Annotated in this window: 15 protein-coding genes and 1 riboswitch; of the genes, 9 read left to right on the forward strand and 6 right to left on the reverse strand. The window is 47.9% G+C overall.

The genetic code is table 11. The features are described from left to right. Positions 1-14: 14 nt before the first annotated feature. From PAV_RS09890 to PAV_RS09905, 4 genes are all read left to right on the forward strand, one after another. Positions 15-749: an ABC transporter permease gene (locus tag PAV_RS09890; protein WP_005545671.1), complete on the forward strand. Its 735-nt coding sequence runs from the start codon at positions 15-17 to the stop codon at positions 747-749. Further along, entirely contained in the window at positions 750-1,931 is a 1,182-nt protein-coding gene (locus tag PAV_RS09895) for a sensor histidine kinase (RefSeq protein ID WP_005545674.1), read from the forward strand. Beyond that, the gene (locus PAV_RS09900) at positions 1,928-2,533 is read left to right on the forward strand and encodes a response regulator transcription factor (RefSeq protein WP_005545676.1); all 606 of its coding nucleotides are present in this window, start codon (positions 1,928-1,930) and stop codon (positions 2,531-2,533) included. The genes PAV_RS09895 and PAV_RS09900 overlap by 4 nt, the downstream gene beginning before the upstream one ends. Before the next feature lie 171 nt (positions 2,534-2,704). Then, the gene (locus tag PAV_RS09905; protein WP_005545678.1) at positions 2,705-3,226 is read left to right on the forward strand and encodes a hypothetical protein; all 522 of its coding nucleotides are present in this window, start codon (positions 2,705-2,707) and stop codon (positions 3,224-3,226) included. Positions 3,227-3,524: 298 nt separating this feature from the next. On the opposite strand, the gene PAV_RS09910 is transcribed toward PAV_RS09905, so the two are convergent. The 3 genes from PAV_RS09910 to PAV_RS09920 all read right to left on the reverse strand — a co-directional run bounded on the left by PAV_RS09910 (position 3,525) and on the right by PAV_RS09920 (position 7,268). Further along, positions 3,525-4,004: a C40 family peptidase gene (locus PAV_RS09910; protein WP_005545679.1), complete on the reverse strand. Its 480-nt coding sequence runs from the start codon at positions 4,002-4,004 to the stop codon at positions 3,525-3,527. 3 nt (positions 4,005-4,007) lie between these two features. After that, positions 4,008-4,149: riboswitch (cyclic di-AMP (ydaO/yuaA leader) on the reverse strand. 316 nt (positions 4,150-4,465) lie between these two features. Next, positions 4,466-5,287 (reverse strand): hypothetical protein, encoded by an 822-nt coding sequence (locus PAV_RS09915; RefSeq protein ID WP_005545680.1) that lies wholly within the window; start codon positions 5,285-5,287, stop codon positions 4,466-4,468. A 4-nt stretch (positions 5,288-5,291) separates the two neighbouring features. Continuing rightward, a complete protein-coding gene (locus PAV_RS09920; protein WP_005545682.1) occupies positions 5,292-7,268 on the reverse strand; it encodes a M1 family metallopeptidase in 1,977 nt (658 codons plus the stop codon). Between the two features lie 118 nt (positions 7,269-7,386). Here PAV_RS09920 and PAV_RS09925 point away from each other — a divergent pair, with 118 nt between their 5' ends. After that, positions 7,387-7,887, forward strand: coding sequence for a YwhD family protein (locus PAV_RS09925; protein WP_005545683.1), 501 nt, complete (start codon positions 7,387-7,389; stop codon positions 7,885-7,887). 183 nt (positions 7,888-8,070) lie between these two features. Here PAV_RS09925 and PAV_RS09930 read toward each other — a convergent pair whose 3' ends face one another. Both PAV_RS09930 and PAV_RS09935 read right to left on the reverse strand, forming a co-directional pair. Beyond that, positions 8,071-9,279, reverse strand: coding sequence for an NAD(P)-dependent malic enzyme (locus PAV_RS09930; protein WP_005545684.1), 1,209 nt, complete (start codon positions 9,277-9,279; stop codon positions 8,071-8,073). A 207-nt stretch (positions 9,280-9,486) separates the two neighbouring features. Continuing rightward, on the reverse strand, positions 9,487-10,371 hold the full coding sequence (locus tag PAV_RS09935) for a LysR family transcriptional regulator (protein ID WP_005545685.1): 885 nt from the start codon (positions 10,369-10,371) through the stop codon (positions 9,487-9,489). A 254-nt stretch (positions 10,372-10,625) separates the two neighbouring features. Between PAV_RS09935 and PAV_RS34565 the strand changes: the two genes are divergently transcribed. Further along, positions 10,626-10,778 (forward strand): RAxF-45 family protein, encoded by a 153-nt coding sequence (locus PAV_RS34565; protein ID WP_005545686.1) that lies wholly within the window; start codon positions 10,626-10,628, stop codon positions 10,776-10,778. Positions 10,779-10,884: 106 nt separating this feature from the next. After that, positions 10,885-12,870: a ribosomal protection-like ABC-F family protein gene (gene abc-f, locus PAV_RS09940; RefSeq protein ID WP_005545688.1), complete on the forward strand. Its 1,986-nt coding sequence runs from the start codon at positions 10,885-10,887 to the stop codon at positions 12,868-12,870. 75 nt (positions 12,871-12,945) lie between these two features. On the opposite strand, the gene PAV_RS09945 is transcribed toward abc-f, so the two are convergent. Next, the gene (locus PAV_RS09945) at positions 12,946-15,015 is read right to left on the reverse strand and encodes a transglycosylase domain-containing protein (RefSeq protein WP_005545690.1); all 2,070 of its coding nucleotides are present in this window, start codon (positions 15,013-15,015) and stop codon (positions 12,946-12,948) included. A 397-nt stretch (positions 15,016-15,412) separates the two neighbouring features. Between PAV_RS09945 and speE the strand changes: the two genes are divergently transcribed. Further along, positions 15,413-16,240, forward strand: coding sequence for a polyamine aminopropyltransferase (gene speE / locus PAV_RS09950; RefSeq protein WP_005545692.1), 828 nt, complete (start codon positions 15,413-15,415; stop codon positions 16,238-16,240). Between the two features lie 31 nt (positions 16,241-16,271). Continuing rightward, the gene (gene speB / locus PAV_RS09955; protein WP_005545694.1) at positions 16,272-17,141 is read left to right on the forward strand and encodes an agmatinase; all 870 of its coding nucleotides are present in this window, start codon (positions 16,272-16,274) and stop codon (positions 17,139-17,141) included. Positions 17,142-17,150: the final 9 nt, after the last annotated feature.

The following is a 17,150-nucleotide window of genomic DNA, read 5'->3' on the forward strand; positions in this document are numbered from 1 at the left end:
AGGAGGAATTATTAATGTTGCAAGCTCAAATCAAAGCAGAGAGTCTGCGAATTATGCGCAGTCCATTCTTCTTACTATTCTCGCTTGGCATGCCAATCGCTTTTTATTTCTTGTTTGCTAGTTTAAATGGTGCATCGAAGTCTATTGAATCAACGACATATGGGGCCTTTTCGTTAATGTCGATGACTGCATTCAGCCTGATCGGCACGGCAATGAGCCAGTTCGGCATTCGCTTAGCATACGAGCGTCGTGACGGATGGACGCGTTTGCTTCGCCTAACACCGCTCTCTCCATCGGTATGGATCGGAGCTAAGATCGTATCGCATATGCTGGTGCATATGCTGGTCATTCTGATTATTTTCCCTGCTGCCTACTTTGCCTATCATATTGAGCTTACTGCTGTACAATGGATGACATGCGGATTGTGGCTGTGGCTTGGAAGCATTCCATTCCTCGCGATCGGCTCGCTTCTTGGAACGATGAAGAGCGCTGACGCATCCATTGCGGTTGCTAATATTTTGCTCATGGGTTTTGCCATCATGGGGGGCTTGTGGATGCCGCTGAAGACATTGCCGGGCTGGATGCAGGCAATTGGGGAATGGCTGCCATCCTACCGTTATGCACATGGTGCATGGAATATGCTTGCTGGCAGTAGTCCTGCACTGCTGGATTGGGCTATTCTACTGGGCTGCGGCATTATCTTCATGGTAATATCGAGTTATATCTTCAACAGACGGGAAGCGATGTAAGTGAACGTAGGTAAGAAGAGATTATTTCCCGAAAAAGAGGGGGTAGAGCCTTATATCTCCCTTGCCAACTTATGTGTGCCTATTTTTTTCCTGCTGCGTGAAACCTCTGCCAAGTTTTGGCTGGGGTTCACGCTGCTTCTGTTTCTCGTGATCGCATTTTGGCTGCAGTACCATTATGAGAAGCAGGTATTGCTATGGTTGACTGTTCAGGTTGTGATTATTCTCATGTTTATCCTATTCTATCACCCTATGTATGCTTATATGGTGTTTATGATCGCACAGATGATAAGCAAGCAAAAAACAACAGTTATTTTGGGTATAGCTGCTGTCATGACAGTAGGCATTATAATAGGGTTATTTCAACGCTTGGATACCATAACCGTATGGTCTTCCCTGCATACGCTGTTGTTGCCGCCTTTGTTCGGTATCCTATTCATGCCGTTCATCATGCAGGCAGCAGGGCAGTACAAGCAGATGGCGGAACGATTGCAGGCTGCTACGTCACAGCTTGAGCGAATGGCACAGCAGGAAGAGAGACAGCGCATTGCGCGGGAATTGCATGATACACTTGGACATACGTTGTCTTTAATTACGCTGAAGAGTGAAGTGACAGAAAAGCTGATTACACGTAATCCGGAGCGGGCAATTGCAGAAGCGAGGGAAATTCGGGAAACCTCGCGTGCGGCGTTGAAGCAGATGCGTCAGCTCGTAACTGAGATGAAGATCGTTAAGCTTGCAGAGGAATACGAACATGGCAGACAACTTTGCGCAGCTGCAGGAATAGAACTGAGCTTTCAGGAACGTGGAGAGGGTATCGCCCAACCTGCTACAGTCTCAACTATGGTATCCCGATTGCCGCTGTCGGCTCTGCAGGAAACGATTCTAGCCATGTGCTTTCGGGAAACGTTAACGAATGTTGTGAGGCACAGCCAAGCCAAGTGCTGTACTGTATTGCTTGAAGTTGAGGAGTCCTTAGTACGATTGAATATTGCAGATAACGGTGTAGGTATTAATGAGCATCAGCTTAAGCAATCAAGTGGGACGGGCATGGCAGGTCTCAGGCAGCGTCTGCAGCTTGTAGATGGAACACTTGTGGTAGATTCCGCCCCTCACAAAGGGACGGCATTATCGTTAGTTATACCTCGCGTTATTCGTGATGGGAAGGAGAGAGAAGGGCAATGATCCGAGTAATACTTGGAGAAGATCAGCAGATGCTGCGCAGTGCATTAGCCACCTTATTGTCCCTTGAAGGTGATATCGAAGTGGTTGGTCAAGCGGAGAATGGAAAAGTTGCGCTGGAATTAATAGAGGAGCTGCATCCCGATATTGCTGTATTGGATATTGAAATGCCGCTCATGACGGGGCTGGATGTTGCGGATGCGGTCAAGAAAAAAGGATGGGCATGCCGAATCATTATGCTGACAACATTTGCTCGCTCGGGCTATCTCCAGCGTGCAATGGCATCCAGTGTAGGGGGGTATTTACTTAAGGACAGCCCAAGTGATGAATTGTCGGATGCCATTCGCAAAGTATACGCGGGCAAGCGGGTGATGAGTCCCGAATTGACACTAGCGGCTTGGGAGGATCCTTGCCCTTTGTCTCCAAGGGAGAAGGAAGTGCTGAAACTTGCAGAAGAAGGGCAGTCCATGCAGGATATTAGTGCAAAGTTGTTCTTGTCCTACGGAACGGTACGCAATTATATGTCAGATGCGCTCAGTAAAGTCGGAGCGGGCACGCGAATTGAGGCCATTCGAATTGCGCGGGAAAAAGGCTGGCTGGACTAAATAAACAACTGGATGTACAAGATACAGGGCGGCGTGGACGTGAGACGTTTCCTGCAAGTCTTGTCTTATTCAGGTGTGACCCACCATAAACGAATATTTAGCTCATTTTCAGTTTCATTTCAGGATTAACGAACATACTATAGCCATCCCTTACATAAGGAGGTGGAACCAATGAAACGCAATTCAACCGTAGCAGCATGGACATGTCTGATGCTTCTGTTGATGGCATCGCCTGCAGCAGCGCAAAGCAGCAATGGGGAAAATGCTGTGTCAGATAAGGCCAAAGGCCAGACTGCCGTAAGTGTAGCCGCAACGAAGGTAGGACAGTCCAATGCGAAGCAGCAGGATTCGGAGACAGACAAGCAGTTAGAGCAGATACAAGCTCAGATGAAAGAGCTCCGTACAGAAATGAAACAGCTTCATGAGAAAAAGGTTCAATTGCTCGCCAAGAAGCATGGCATTTCGACAGAAGGGAAAAGCAGCAAGCAAATTCGTCAGGAACTGCGTGAGAAATTGGGCATAAAAGGACGACTGTTCCACGAGAAACATCACGATAACGGGAAGCCTGTCGAGGATCGTCAAACGCAGCTTCAGCATGAGGAAGAAAAGCATAAGGCAGCAGCAGACGCAGATGGGCTCACACCAGAAGAGATAAAGGCGAAATTCCAAGAATTAAACGGGTCAGCCAAATAAGTGTGCAGCGCCGATACAAGTATGCTGAATATCCAGATTTTAAATATTGGGACATGCGCGGCAGCGTATGTCCCTGTGTTATATAGGCTAGGAAATTGTGCAGAAACCAAAAGGTAATGATTTCGTAAATATATATAGAAGCATGAATCATTGGCATGCAGAGCTGCATAGGATAAAGGAGCCGAAATGTTACGGATGCGAGGGGATTAAATGAAACAACCCGACGAAAAGGCGCGTAGCGCTTCTCATCGGGTTATGCAGTCGTTCAATAATATTAAGAGTGCAGGAAACTAGTAAGCTATTTATCGTCTGTAGCAATAGACGAAAAGTCATTCTCGCTCAAAACTCGACGAGCACCTACATAGCGCTTCTCGTAGTAGTCCATGCTTAGGCTGTCGATGCGCGTACCCTTGCTAGTCGAAGCGTGTGCGAATTTGTTATCGCCTACGTAAATACCGACATGAGATACACCGTTGCCGCCGCTTGTGTCAAAGAAAACTAGGTCTCCTGGACGAAGCTCGTCTTTGCTTACTTTGTCGCCAGAGTCGAATTGCGACGAAGATGTGCGAGGGAGATCAATTTCGAACTTTTTGAACACGTACTTGGTAAATCCAGAGCAATCAAAGCCACTCGTTGATGTTCCACCATACTTGTACGAAATGCCTAGCAAACCGTCAATCGTGTTGTCCATTTTGGATGCTGCGAATGTGCTTCCCGCTCCGAGCGATGTAAACAAAACGCTCAGCCCGAGTACCGCTGTAACTAGCTTCTTCTTCAAAGGGAAAGCTCCTTCCGTGCCTGCGAGGTTAGCTGGAGGGTTCGGTTGAAGGACCCCTATGATCCCTGTGTTTCAAGATCAATTCACCCGTAAAAACTGGTTCCCCCGCTTTCCGGACTATCCGGAAATTCGGCAATCTGGTTTTGGGATATGTATTGCTGCGTGCGATAGTAACAATTTTGCAAGAGTTAGTGCCGCTTTCATGACAAAGTTGTAATAAATCTAGATTTATTGTAACAGACGATTTTTCCTTTGACAAATATTTTTTGTCCTTGACACGAAAAAACTTGTCAAATCAGCGTTATTTTTCGCTGATAGACAAGTTTTTTATTTTTCTTATGCTGCTGTGCATCATTTCATCGTAACGCCTTGTAACTTTTGTAATGTTATCACTTCATGATGTCCTTATTTTCATTCCTATCTATTCATTACTTCTTGATCTATTGCTTCATTTATTTTGTTTATTTCATTTGCTGTTCAGCTTCCTGCCATACCGCATGACGAGCAGATAATCCCCACATTTTCAGCATAGTCATAATTGCAGGCAGCGCCTGTTGAATAATGAGTGCGGTAATGCCTGTGAACATTGCGGCAGCGGATGTAGACAGAATGCCTATTCCAATTGTAGTTCCGATAAATATTAGAGATAGCCCGAGGATGGGCAGCAGGCGCCGCGTACCAGCCGTCACAGAGCGAATTAATGGTGTATCTGATGCGGCACCAAAGTTCAGGAACAGGAAAAGTTGGTGAACGAGCCAGCCGCCAATAAGCCAAGCGATTGCAAAGGGGGCTATGGCCATAAGCAAGGAAGTAAGAGAATTCGATGTTGACAGTGCATTCGCAGTATAGGGAACGAACCATATGGCAGGGACCGTGATGAGGAGAACTTCTAACAAATATAGGACAAGCATGGGCTTCCATACAAGCTTGATACCTTGAAAGAAGGCCAGCCCCTGCTGCTTGGGACGTGACATAGCATGGAATACGCCCGCATGAATAAAGGGCGTAAGCAGCAAATGGATGGCGATGAAGCCGATAAGGGCCCAAAAGTATGGCATATAGTCATTTGTCTTCATTAGATGGAATTGGCTTTCTGTTAGAAAGAGCTGCTTGCTCATTTCAGTAGGTGCAGGATCTGGGTAGCGGCGCAGGATAGGCGTCACGATTCCATCGACGAAACGGTAGAGGAAGAACCCCCATAACAGTTGGTACAAAAATAGAATAATCCAAATGTAAATATGATCTTTGCACCAATTCCAGCCTGATCGAACATAGGTTTTCACGCGATCACCACCCCAGAATGTTCGTAATTGCTTCGATTACCTTGATAACGGACAAGTTAACCCGCGTACGAATAGGTTCGTCGACATGAGCACGCATGTAATTGTTGATATGCTTGTTTTCGACGACAATAGTGTACAGTGGATCGACCATTACCCAGCTAAGCGGTGTTTTATGGGTTATCGTATACTGAATTCGATCTCCTTCTCCATTCCATGACTTGCGTGTTGTAGTTCCATCGGTAAATCCAAACACGATTGGAATAGAAGGATAATTGGCTCCCAGCTTGCGAATGTGAACAGTCGCTTCATATTTGATAGAGCCATTTGCTTCAATCGTACGAGATTCAATATTTTCTACAGCGAAGTCTGCCATTTGACCGTTGTACACATATTGTTGGAAGAAATCAATCCACTTGCGATTCGTTACCTGTTCAACGACGCGCTGGAAATCGGCTGTTGTTGGATGCTTGAAACGATATTTCTGCGTATAGGTTTTCATGATGCGGTTCATCATCTTTTCTCCAACCTGCTTCTCAATAGCGAGAAGAACCAGCTTGGCACGCATGTACACATTTTCCGCGTAATGATCTTGGTTGTTGTATCGCCAAGCTTCCAGCTTGAGTGGAGCCGGATCTGTAATATAGCTCGCTTGTACCGCATTATTAGGATGTACGCCGAATTCCTGTTCCATCAGCTTATCTTCCGCATAGGAAGTAAAACCTTCATCAAGCCAAGCTTCTTCAAATTCATTAGACGCAAGAATTCCATAGAAATATTGATGCCCAATTTCATGAATGACGGTTCGCTCCAAGTCATAGCCTGGACTCTCATCTTCTGCCCCAAACGCTGTTATCAAGGTTGGATACTCCATACCGCCGGCTCCATTACCTGCCTTAGGTGGAACGACAATGGACAAAGTGGAATAAGGATATTTGCCGTACCATTCGCTGAACTTCGATAATGCGGTCTTGGCAGCGTAGAAATATCGTTCCTTCAAATCCTTATGCTTCGGATCCAAATACAGCTTGATTCGAACTCCTGGAACTTGGCTGGAGGAGAATGGTTCTTCAAAATAAACAAATTTCGGAGAGGCTGACCACGCAAAGTCATGGACGTCATCTGCATAGAATTGATACGATTTTTTCCCGTCCGCAATAACGGGCGTCTTTGTTGGAAATCCAGTTGCAGCAACGATGTAATTGTCAGGCACTTGAATACGCACACTGTAAATGCCGTAATTCGAGTAGAATTCTGAATTGCCATGATATTGGTGAAGATTCCATCCATCGGAGGATCGCCCGCGAACACCTGCTTTTTCAAATGCAGCAATCTTCGGGAACCATTGGCCGGCCATCACAAAATCATCGGCATGACCCATACGTGCAAATACTTTTGGAAGCTTGACTTCGAACTCCATGCGAAGCGTAACTTTTTCCTGACTGCGTACGGGCTTCGTAAGTCGCAGCTTCATGAGTGTTTCGTCCTTCGAATTGCCGTCATCCGGTTGTACGAATTGTGTGCGGTTCATTAAGGACATGCCGTCAACCGTGGATAACGATTTTAACGTCATACCGCCATATCCGTCGGCTGGCAACCTGTCTTCACGCAATCTTCCTCCAGACTCCTTCATGAAGGTCGTGTCCGGCGAACGGAATGCGTTCGGATAAAAGTGGAAGTATAATTCATTTACAGTTGCTTTCCCGGGATTGGTCCAAGTGACTGTTTGCTTGCCGATCAGCGTGTGAGTGGACTCGTCCAGCTTAACTTCAATATGATATTCGGCAATACGTTCACTTAGCACCTCCACACTGGGAGTCTCCACAGCTTGCTGCGTGATTGGTTCCTGAACCGCCTGTTTATTCACCTCGGGTCCAAGTGATGGGACGGATCCAGACGGCCAGAACCAAACGAGGAGGAAGCTGCAGGCGGCTAAGAGCAAGGCAGTGAATAAGAGCCGGCGATATACATTGCTTCGGGTCATACGTTTTTAACCTCCCGTTGACAAGCATCTACAGCATGTATATGTTGGCTTTTTGCAGATTATTAGCTAAAATGAAAATGATTTTGAGTTCGTGGGCAAGGAAGGAGTGTACAGTGGAATGGAATCTTCAGATAAGAAAGTTAAGAAGCCGCTGGCTTTGAATGTCATGAGCAGTGGTAAGCATAAAGGATTTGGTTCGGGCAGTATCGATCTGAACAATGTCTCGCCTGTCATCATCGATGAAGGGAAGGCGTACATTGATTTGGGAGCGATGCATGCGAAGAGTAAGGTGGAGCGTGGCATTAAGTTCTCTACTAATAAGGAAGATGTTCCGAACGGACGGCAATGCTGGATCGTATGGGTTGCTGTTGACCGTTCACCAGAAGGTGCGTTCTATGGCGGCTTGGCGGCTTGTGAAATGCTGATTGATGCGGAGGCTAAGCGCGGCTGGAAGATGCTCGCTGATCATGTTAATCGCATGGATTACGCGATGAAGCGCCGTGTGCTCGTCGATGAGCTGAATGCAGAGGATAAGGCTGCGCTGCGTGAGTTGCTTATGACACACAATGCAGAATGGTGGGAACGTACGCCAGAAGAAGTGAAGGAACAGTTATCTTAGTAATAATGGCTTATAAAAGAAGGCCGCTATGCCGATCTCAGGATCAGTACAGCGGCCTTCTTTTATATAACTGTATATAGTGAGTTATCTATCGATAAAGATAGGGCTACATGCTCTATTTAGCTTTACTTAATCATCTAAGGTGATACCCGTTGCTCCAACTAAGGAAAGGTATTAATACGCTTAGACACGGTATATTGGCATCTTGTCCACCCGCGCGGCTCCTGTCTCGATAGCAACCTGTGCAATCGCAGAAGCAACGCTAGGTACAACTCGCTTATCGAGCGGATTCGGAATGATGTAGGTTGGGCTGAGCTCGGCATCCGTTACAATTGCTGCAATGCCGCGGGCTGCCGCCAGCTTCATGTCATCTGTAATGTCGGTAGCGCGAACGTCGAGCGCACCACGGAAGATGCCAGGGAATGCAAGCAGGTTGTTCACTTGGTTCGGGAAGTCGGAACGACCCGTACATACTACCGCTGCTCCAGCCGCGAGCGCTTCGTCCGGGAAGATTTCCGGAGTTGGATTCGCCATGGCAAAAATAATCGGCTTCTCGTTCATTGAACGAACATGTTCCTGTGTAAGCACCTTGGGTGCGGATACACCGATAAATACGTCTGCCCCGCGTACGGCTTCGGTCAGTGTACCGCGAATATGTTCGCGATTCGTTACCATCGCCATGTCTGCTTGCGCAGGATTCATCCATTCCTCTCCCTCACAAACTACGCCCTTTAAATCCACAAGGGACACATGCTGAACACCTGCCTTCAGCAGCAGCTTCGCGATAGCAATACCAGCAGAACCAGCACCGTTAATCACGGCGCGAATGTTCGACATTTGTTTGTGTACGACTTTCAGCGCATTCATCAAAGCAGCAAGCAGTACAATGGCAGTGCCGTGCTGATCATCGTGGAAGATCGGGATATTCGTCTCTTCCTTCAGGCGCCGCTCAATTTCGAAGCAGCGTGGTGCAGAAATATCCTCCAGGTTAATACCGGAGAAAGTCGGCTCCATGTTTTTGACGATATTGACAATTTCGTCTACATTTTGCGTGGAGAGACAAATCGGGAACGCATCGACATTGCCGAACTGCTTGAACAGCATGCATTTGCCTTCCATGACCGGCATAGCCGCATATGGGCCGATATCGCCTAGTCCAAGAACGGCGGAACCGTCTGTAACGACGGCGATCATGTTGCCGCGTAACGTATATTCATTGGCCGCATTCTTATCATTTGCAATAAGTCGGCATGATTCAGCTACGCCTGGTGTATATACAAGGCTCAAATCCTCTGGGGAATTGACCTCAATTTTGCTTGTTACTTCAATTTTGCCGTGCAGCTTCTTATGAAGTTGTAACGATTCCTCTTTGATGTCCAGTGCTACTGGCATACTACAATCAGCTCCCTGTTATTCTCTCCAAGGAGGCGTACCCTTCCGCCAATGGAATTGCAGATAAGCCTCATGCTACATTGTGCTACGTTAACAGAGAAAAGGGAAATACGTTCCGCATATAAGCTAATAAATTTTATTTATGATCAATCTGGTGGATAACTTTTTTGTGATTTTATAATCGTTCTCTGGATCTATTATGCATCTCTACACGCCCTGAAGTGGCATCTCACGCATACATTCAATCATACTGAGGCAGTCCTTCGACAGATGGTGGTCTTCTTTCCAGCACAGTTGAATATAAAAGGGCATTGGCTCTTCCAATGGGACGGTTACAAGGCCAGGCATATTCTGCACCGCCATCGAGACGATCAAGGAAATGCCGGCACCGGAGGCTACCATCGACTTCACGGTTTGGATTTCATCCGACTCAAATACAATTTGCGGCTTGAATCCACAATGGGTGCAGGCCTTCATGAGCTGTTCATGGTGTACATAAGCATTTGTCAGCACGATAAAGTGCTCTTCCTTAAGCTCTGCAATGGATATCGATTTACGCTTCGCTAAAGGGTGATCATCCGGTACACATACAGTCAAGTGATCCTCATAGAGCAGCACGGAGTGAAGACCAGCAATTGGTTCTTTATTCTGTTGCCCGATGATGCCGAGATCCAGCTTGCCCTCTCGAAGCAGTTCTGTTGTTACACGGGAGCCGTATTCCGTTACTTTGAATTGCACGTGCGGATACCACTTTCTTATGTAAGCGAACATGGACGGGAATAAATAGGCCCCAATAATCGGCGGCAGACCGAAATGAATACTGGAGCTGTTATAATTGCGAACTTCCATGATAGCCTCATCAATTTCAGACAAAATGTTATCTACCCGGGCTAGAAATAAAGCTCCTTCCGCTGTGACGCGCACGGCCTTCTCCTTCTTGTTGCGTTCGAGCAATTGTACGCCCAAGAACTCTTCCAGCCGATTAACGGCCGCTGTTACGCAAGGCTGGGACACATAGAGCTGTTCAGCCGCTTTGGTAAAGCTGTGCTGCTCACTAACCGCCTTGAAATATTCCAGTTCCCGCAAATTCATGATGCTTGGTTCCCTCCGATATGATAATCCAATGCGAGTCCTATTCTACAAGAAACGAGAAGGTTCTTCGATGGATAAAGATTACAATTAAATGAATTTATGAATAATTGCTGTATACAGAGATGACTATAATGACATACGAAGGAACGATGAAAGGGGATTCAGAGGTCCCTTTACGGAGCTCATGAATTGAGGTATAATATACCAATATAGTGTCCTTTAAAGAAGAACAGGAACAGGAGGTGAGGTAGGAGATGAACTTTAGTACGTCGAGTATTCGTATTGGCCAATTGCCAGTGGCTATATTTGGCATTATCCATGATGCAGCCCTCAACGGGATACGTATGTCCATTTTTACCTATACGAATACGATAATACGGCGTGAAGACTCTCCTGCCTTAACCTGATCGGATTAGGTTTATGCAAAGGCTGTAGGGAATTTCCCTGCAGCCTTTTTTATGTTCTGGATCGGGAGGCAAGTGTCGTGCACACGCCCCGAGGAGGATAATGAACGTGATACTAAGCCTTTGGCATGTGAAAAAATATTATGGAGCCAATTTGGTGCTCTCGGATGTTTCATTTGAAGTAAAAGAAGGAGAAAAGGTTGGCCTGATTGGCCGCAATGGCTCTGGGAAAACAACAATTTTACAAATGTTGAACGGCGCTTCCATGCCGGATCAAGGGGATATTTTTATACGCAAAGGCGCGGCTGTAGGGCTGCTTGATCAGGTTCCTTCTGCGCCGGAGTCTGCTGCGGTATATGATGTACTGGCAGAAGGATATGCAGAAGTGCGCAAGTGGGAGCAGGAGATGAAGCGAATGGAAGCGGCAATGTCAGATCCTTCAACAGCCGAAGACGAGGGGCAGATGTCTCAATTGCTGCAGCAGTATGGCCAACTGATGGAGCGATTCGAGCGGGCAGGCGGCTATGAAATGGAGGCTTCCATTCGGCGGGTCAGTGCCGGACTTGGAATCACAGAAGAGCAATACAATCGTCCTTTCTCCTCACTTTCCGGGGGAGAGAAGACGAAGGTAGGGCTCGCTGCACTGCTGTTGAAGCAACCGGACATTTTGCTGCTTGATGAGCCTACCAATCATCTGGATATGGCAGCCATCGAATGGCTGGAATCTTTCCTGCTTGCTTATTCAGGAGCCGTGATGATCGTCTCGCATGATCGGTATTTTCTTGATCGTGTGGCCGGTAAAATGGTGGAGATTGAGGACGGAGAGGCAGTCATCTATCATACGAACTATTCCGGTTATCAGAAGGAGAAGGAAGAAAGGCTGCTGCAGCAATTTGCCAGCTATCAGGAACAGCAGAAGAAGATTAAGAAGATGCAGGAGACGATTAAGCAACTGATCGAATGGGGAAATCGCTCGAACCCGCCGAATCCGGGCTTCCATCGCCGTGCCGCTTCCATGCAGAAGGCGCTCGACCGGATGGAGAAGCTGAAGCGTCCTGTGCTGGAACGGCGAACCATGGAATTAAAGCTGAAGCAGGAGGATCGCTCTGGCAAGCAGGTGCTCACGCTTGATGGAATCACTAAGGTGTACGGCGGGCGAAAGTTGTTGAACCAAGTGAACGGGCTGTTGTTATACGGTGAACGTACTGCCTTGCTTGGTGGCAATGGGGCAGGGAAAAGTACATTAATGAAAATGCTGCTTGGCCACATTGCTCCAGATGAGGGGGATATTCGCGTCGGTTCGCGTGTGGATGTAGGCTATCTGGCACAGGAAGAAGCACCGCCTGCTGAGGATAAAACGGTGCTCCGATATTTTTGCGAGACAGTCGCGATGGAAGAAGGAGCGGCCAGAGGGGAGCTTGCCAGATTCCTATTCTACGGTGCTGATGTATTCAAGCGAATTGCGAATCTGTCGGGCGGAGAGTGGAGCAGGCTCCGGCTTGCCTTGCTTATGTATCAGAAGCCGAATTTGCTGTTGCTTGATGAACCGACCAATCATCTGGATATCGACTCAAGAGAAGCGTTGGAGGAGGCACTGGAGTCTTTCCCTGGAACGCTGCTGGTTATTTCGCATGATCGGTATTTCATTAATCGAGTTGCGCGTAAGCTGTGGGTGCTGGAACAGACACAGCTCTCTGTTCATATCGGTAACTACGATGAGTGCAAGGAGAAGCTGCAGTCCTGGGTGAGTCGAGCCAGACATCTAGAATCGATGCCAGTGGCTCCGCATGCAGCTACGAATGTGTCGGAGCAGAGTCCGCAAGCGCGTCAATCAAAGTCTGGCGGCGACAAGATGAATGCAGGAGGATACCGCAATCAGGCACAAGGAAAACGGAAAGATCAGCCCGTACGACAATGGGAACAGGAAATAGAAACTGTAGAAGAACAGCTTTGTCAACTGGAAGAGGAGATGACTGCATTGTCTACAGAAGGAGATAAGGATGTTGATTGGACACAACTGCTTGGAAGACAGCATGTGCTGCGCGAGCAATTAGATGAGCTGTATCGTGGCTGGATGGCCGTAGAGGAGCAGTAAGGCCAAAACAACAATAGCGAATACACAGCCCCTAGACTGCAATGCAGCTAGGGGCTGTGTTATAGATGGATGGCATTACTCACTCCACCAGCGCTTCAAGTGCTGCCACCACGAGCGTTTTTCCAATTCTTTTGTCGGCCGCTTCTCTTCGTTTTTTCGCGGCTCTGCCGGTGATTGAACATGGAGTTCACACCATTCAGTGGGCTCTGTTCCGCTGACGAAGGTCTCCAGACGCTTATTAGGGCAGTTATCGCCTGCTAGTTTACCTGTATCGGTATCAATATAGACGCTGACGACATTGTCTGGAACCGTAAATATTTTAGGTGGTACATTGGACAATGCCTGTTCCGTATATTCAGCGAATATCGGAGCAGCCTTATGGGACTCTGTCACTGAAATCATTCTGCCCTTGTCATATCCGACCCAGACTGCTGTTGAGAGTTCTGGCGTGTACCCGACGATCCAGGCATCCGTATCTGTCGTTCCCGTTTTACCGGCAACAGGGCGCTTCATGCTAGGAGCTACGCGGCTGCCGGTGCCGCCGGATTCGAATACACTTTCCATCAGGCTGGTAAGCACGTAAGCATCTGCTGGCTTAACTACTTGCTCCGCTTGAACAGGCGGCGCTTCGTATAAGACATTGCCACTGCTGTCGATAACCTTCAATACGGAACGGGGAATTGCGCGTTTGCCTTCATTGCTGAATACGCCGTATGCGGATGCCATCTCGATCGGGCTAACAGGGAATGTGCCTAGCGCTAGAGAAGGGAGAGGCTTCATGCCGCTGTCAATGCCGAGACGACGCGCAAGGGATATAACCTCTTCAGGCCCGATCTTCATCATTGTGCTTACCGCAAAGATATTGTCAGATACCGCCATAGCATGGCGTAAATCAATATTACCGTAATACTTGCCGCCATAGTTGCTTGGCTTATATTGTTGTCTGCCATTGTCATACGTAAATGTAGACGGCTGGCTGACGAAGTGAGTCACTGCTGTGATGGCTCGCTTCTCGAGCGCTGCCAAGTAGACAAATGGCTTGAAGGACGAGCCGGGCTGGCGAGTATTTGCGAACACGCGATTATATTGATTCATGCGATAATTTTTTCCGCCGACCATCGCCTTCATATAGCCGTTACGGGGATCAATAGAGACAAGAGCTGCCTGTAAATCTCCTTCCACGGGAATAAATTTCGATATCGCTTGTTCGGCTGCTGCCTGTGCCCGCTTATCAAGCGTCGTGTATACGCGCAAGCCTCCGGCCTCTATTTGCTGGTCGGGAATGCCGAGCAAATCGAGCTCCTGTCGGACATAATCACGGAAATAAGGAGCTACAAGCAGTTCGCTTCGCTCCTCCTTAGGCCGAATGGCTACCGTTTCATTGTAGGCGTTCTGCGCCTGCTTCTGTGTAATATATCCGGTCTCCACCATACCCTGGAGTACAACTTTTTGTCTGTCCTTAGCATTTTTCATATTGAAATAGGGTGAATAATAGCTTGGTCCGCGTGGAATGCCAGCTAAAATTGCACTCTCTGCCAGCGTTAGGTCACGGGCCTTCTTGCCAAAGTAAAGCTGTGCTGCGGCCTCGATACCGTATGCGCCGTGTCCGTAATATACTTGATTCAGATATTGCTCTAAAATATCGTCTTTGCTGTATTTCATCTCCAGTTGAAGCGCATATTGCGCTTCCTTCACCTTGCGAGCCCATGTCCGCTCGTGGTTGAGATACAGATTGCGGGCAAGCTGCTGCGTCAAGGTGCTGGCTCCCTGTTTTTTAGACATCGATTCAATATTGACGAGCATTGCGCGTGCGATTCCTTTGAAGTCGATGCCGACATGATGGTAGAATTGCCGATCTTCTGTTGCAATGGTTGCATGAATGACGTCTGGAGCGATATCGGACAGTCTGACCGAGTGCTGCTGCTTCTGACCGCTTGCCAATGACGTTAGTTCCGCTCCATGACCGTCGTAGATGATAGAGGGCTGTTGCATATCGGACGCTGGCAGATCCGTTACATACAGATACCCAAGCAGGATGCCGCAAGCACCTAAAAGGAGCGCAACCGAACAACCTGTTATTTTGAGCCAACGGCAAATCCTGAGCCTCCGTTTGTCCTCTGTCTTCTTACCGCTTAACCGCTGCATGGCAGCGCCTCCTGTTCGACCGTCAACGGGCTATTTAGTGGTTACCATTCAGTATGGAAAAAGCGGAGGAAGGTTATTCCTTTTGATTAGTAATTTTTCACATTTTGTGCACTGAAAAAGGGTTGGAAACTATGAAAAGCAGAATATTCAAGAGCATTTTTCACAATTTCAAAAATCCAGTGGTGAAGCGGCTTTCAGAGCTTTGATAGTTCTGAAAATTGTGCAAATATTCAACTTGACTTCGGAAAATGATTGCATTTTGGGGGGGAACCGATATAATACTTTGTGTTTGGTGCAAAATGGAGATGAAGTGTTACGAATGTTACACATAGGAACCATTACGAGCATTTCGGGAACTAAGCCAACGATACCATGATTATGAAAGAAGGTTGATGTTATGGAATTGTGGTTTACAGAGAAGCAAACGCCTACCTTTGGCATTACGGCAAAAATCCGCGAGACATTCGTGGAGGAGCAAACGCCGTTTCAGCATTTAGCGATGCTGGATACCGAAGAATTTGGACGGATGCTCGTACTGGATGGCATGGTTATGACGACGATCAAAGACGAGTTCGTATACCATGAGATGGTGGCACACCCGGCCCTTGTAACTCATCCGAATCCGAAAAAAGTACTTGTCGTCGGCGGCGGCGACGGCGGAGTTATCCGCGAAATCATGAAGCACCCTGGAGTAGAGAAGGCAGTTCTCGTTGAAATCGACGGCAAAGTCATCGAATACTCCAAGCAGTATTTGCCTGAAATTGCAGGCGAGCTGGACAACCCGCGTGTAGAAGTTATCGTGAATGATGGATACATGCATATTTTGAACAGCAAGAATGAATATGACGTCATTATGGTTGACTCCACAGAGCCGGTAGGCCCTGCGGCGCCGTTGTTCGAGCGCGGCTTCTATCAAGGCATCTATGATGCATTGAAGGAAGATGGCTTGTTCGTTGCACAGACGGACAACCCTTGGTTCAAGGCTGACTTAATCCAGCAAGTAAACCGTGACGTGAAGGAAATTTTCCCGATTGTACGCGTATACGGCGCGAACATTCCGACCTATCCAAGCGGTCTCTGGACGTTCACAATGGGCAGCAAGCAGCACGATCCGCTGCAAGTGGACGAAGCGCGGATTCCGGAAATGGAGACGAAGTATTACTCTCCTCGTCTGCACAAAGCAGCCTTCTGTCTGCCTAAATTTGTAGAGGATTTGTGCAAATAAGACAGTGCACGAAGAAGGAGGAGCTTAGACGATGAAATTGGATCAAAAATATTCGGGCAATGTATTCATTTGCAGCTCTGATGATTACGAAGGAGCAAAGGCCGTCATTTATGGCATGCCAATGGATTACACGGTATCCTTCCGCCCAGGTTCACGCTTCGGCCCAGGCCGTATCCGTGAAGCATCGGTAGGCTTAGAAGAATACAGCCCATATCTTGATAGAAGCATTGAGGAATTGAATTACTTCGATGCAGGCGACCTGCTGCTGCCATTTGGCAATGCGGCGAAGAGCCTGGACATCATCGGGGAATTCGTAGGCAAGCTGCTAAGCGATGGGAAGTTCCCAATCGGCCTTGGCGGGGAGCACCTAGTGACATGGCCAGTCCTGCAAGAGGTGTACAAGAAATACCCTGATCTCGCGATAATTCATATTGATGCGCACGCTGACTTGCGGGAGCAGTATGAGGGTGAGCCTTTGTCTCATTCCACACCAATCCGCAAGGCTGCTGAAATGATCGGCGGCAAGAACGTGTACCAGTTCGGTATCCGCTCTGGTTCGCGTGAAGAGTGGACGTACGCTCGCGAGAACATCAATTTCTTCCCGTTCGATGTAGCGGAGCCTCTGAAGAAGGTTCTGCCTGAGCTGGCTGGTCGTCCGGTCTATGTCACGATTGATATTGACGTGCTTGATCCAAGCTGCGCACCGGGAACAGGAACGGCAGAAGCGGGCGGCATTACGTCGAAGGAATTGCTTGAAGCGGTTCATTCGATTGCTCGTTCGGATGCCAATGTTATCGGATGTGACTTGGTGGAAGTGGCGCCAATTTACGATCCAACCGAGCAGACGCCGATTACGGCGAGCAAGATCATTCGTGAGATGCTGCTCGGGTTCGTGAAGTAATGTAGTCTG

It is taken from the genome of Paenibacillus alvei DSM 29, from assembly GCF_000293805.1.
Lineage (GTDB): Bacteria > Bacillota > Bacilli > Paenibacillales > Paenibacillaceae > Paenibacillus_B > Paenibacillus_B alvei.